A 2,501-nucleotide genomic window follows, 5' to 3' on the forward strand; every position below is an offset into this window, starting at 1 on the left:
TAGTGCAAAAATATTTATTCTTGTTAAAAAAAACGATTGTGTTTTAAAAATATAAATATTCTTCTTTGCGAACGCTCTAGCCATTGCTAAGATGGAAGCAAAATTAGTGCTTTTAAGGATCATGCATGCGAATTGTAATGCTCTTTTTTTATTTACTTCTTGTGTTGGTGGGAGTCAGTTTCGCTGCTTTAAATGCTATGTCAGTGAAAATTAACTTTTATGTTACTACCATTACTATGCCAATTTCTGTTTTAATGATTATTACCCTGGGTATTGGTGTTTTAATTGGCTATTCACTTTTTTTGGGGAAACAATGGCGTCTTAAAGCAGAGAACCGTAGAATTAAAATGCAGTTAAAACTAACTGAAAAAGAAATAAAAAATTTACGAGCTATTCCACTGCAGGATTGATAAGGGTTAAATGTTTGTGAATTCATCGCTGAAAAACCTAAATGGTATAATCTATTATCTTGGCCAGCTTGGCGCGAAGCGGGTGGAGAGCAATAATGATTAATTTATGGCCTTTATTATTACCAGCGGCTGCTTGGTCAGGATGGTGGATGGCCTGGCGTAATTTTTCCAATCGTGAGAAATGCACCGGTAATCAACTTTCCCGTGAATATGTGGTTGGATTAAATTATTTATTAAATGAGCAGCCCGACAAAGCCGTGGACGTTTTTATAAAACTTTTAGAAGTAGATAGCGATACCGTTGAAACCCACCTTGCTCTAGGTAGTTTGTTTAGAAGAAGAGGGGAGGTAGATAGAGCTATTCGTGTTCATCAAAACCTCATCGCCCGGCCGCAGTTAAGTCTTTTACAGCGTAAAGAAGCTTTAATGGCTTTAGGGCAAGATTATATGAGTGCAGGGGTTTTTGATCGTGCTGAGCGTATTTTTTCTGAGGTAGTGGAGTTGGGGGGAAGTCGCGAGATTGGCAGCCTGCAAGGCCTTTTAGCTATTTACCAACAAGAAAAAGCGTGGGAAAAAGCGTTGGATATCATTAAAAAATTAGAGGTGTCAACAGGTTCCAGCTTCCATTCTCAAGCAGCTCATTACTATTGTGAGATAGCAATGCAGGCATTAAAGGCTAATGCGTATGACAAGGCTTACAATGCCGTAAAACAAGCTTTGGTTATAGATAAAGAGTCTGTTAGGGCCAGTTTGACGTTGGCTGATCTCGATATGAAAGCGGGGAGATATAAGCAAGCCATTCGCTCGTTAAAACGTGTCCCAGAGCAAGATCCAGATTTTCTAAATGAAATTATTGAACCGTTGGTAACCTGTTATACAGAATTAAATGCCATGGAAGAGTGTATCGATTATCTCGAAGACACATTGGGTGAATATCCGCGGTCTTCTGTGATTTTTGTGATTGGTGAATATTTACGTCAAGAGAAAGGGGTAGATTTTGCCATTGATTTTGTTTCTACGCAGTTAAGCCGACACCCTTCTATCCGTGGTTTAAATCGTTTAATTTATTGGCATTTAGAAACTGCTCATGGTCTAGTCCGAGAAAAATTGCAAATGCTTTTTGATATTACCGGGAAGTTTTTAGAAAATAAGCCTATTTATCGCTGTGGCCATTGTGGTTTTGGCGGAAAATTATTGCATTGGCATTGTCCTAGCTGCAAGCAGTGGGGGAAAGTTAAGCCGATTCACGGTTTGGAAGGTGATTAATGGAACCTCGATTAATTATTGCTTTGGACTTCTCCAGTCAAAAAGAAGTCTGGGATTTACTCTATCAACTCAATCCAAGTCAATGTGCAGTAAAAGTAGGTTTTGAATTGTTTACCCAATTTGGGCCAGAATTGGTAAAACAATTAGTGAAAGAAAATTTTAAAGTTTTCCTTGATTTAAAATTTCATGATATTCCTAATACGGTGGCCAAGGCTTGTAAGGTCTCTGCTGATTTAGGAGTGTGGATGTTAAATGTCCATGCTTTAGGAGGGCCTAAAATGATGAGCGCCGCTCATGACGCCTTGTCTTCTTATGGTCAAACCAGGCCCTTGCTTATTGCAGTGACAATATTAACCAGCACGCATGAAAGTGAACTCCAGTCTATTGGATTGCAAAAGCCTTTAGTTTCTCAAGTAATTGATTTGGCCTTAATGGCACAAATAATTGGTCTGGATGGGGTCGTCTGTTCTGCCCATGAAGCTGCATTGATAAAGAATAACTGCAACCAGGGATTTTTAACGGTTACACCGGGTATTAGATTAAAAGAAAGTAAACAAGACGATCAAACCAGAATTATTACACCCGAACAAGCTATAAAAGAAGGGAGTGATTACTTGGTTATCGGTCGGCCGATCACCCAGTCGCCAAACCCTAAAAAAGTGGTAGAAGAAATATTATTAGCAATGAAACAATGAATAGCAGTAACGAAAACTTAAAAAAATATTACCTGCGACAATTAGGTATTCAAAGATGGGAGCTTCGAAAGCGTTCAGAAGTGAATACCTTGAATTTATTATCGCAAAAGGTTGCTTCATGTACTTCATGT

3 protein-coding genes are annotated in these 2,501 nt (G+C 38.6%); all 3 read left to right on the top strand.

What is annotated here, in order from left to right:
- The first annotated feature begins 125 nt into the window (after nt 1–125).
- The 3 genes from EL206_RS00120 to pyrF all read left to right on the top strand — a co-directional run bounded on the left by EL206_RS00120 (nt 126) and on the right by pyrF (nt 2,370).
- Nucleotides 126–410, top strand: a complete 285-nt coding sequence (locus EL206_RS00120; RefSeq protein ID WP_058461907.1) for a LapA family protein — start codon at nt 126–128, stop codon at nt 408–410.
- A 95-nt stretch (nt 411–505) separates the two neighbouring features.
- Complete coding sequence (gene lapB / locus EL206_RS00125) at nt 506–1,675, top strand: lipopolysaccharide assembly protein LapB (protein WP_058461908.1); 1,170 nt, start codon at nt 506–508, stop codon at nt 1,673–1,675.
- Nucleotides 1,675–2,370, top strand: a complete 696-nt coding sequence (gene pyrF / locus EL206_RS00130) for an orotidine-5'-phosphate decarboxylase (protein WP_058461909.1) — start codon at nt 1,675–1,677, stop codon at nt 2,368–2,370. The genes lapB and pyrF overlap by 1 nt, the downstream gene beginning before the upstream one ends.
- The last annotated feature ends 131 nt before the right edge of the window (nt 2,371–2,501 follow it).

This window comes from Legionella adelaidensis, from assembly GCF_900637865.1.
GTDB lineage: Bacteria > Pseudomonadota > Gammaproteobacteria > Legionellales > Legionellaceae > Legionella_A > Legionella_A adelaidensis.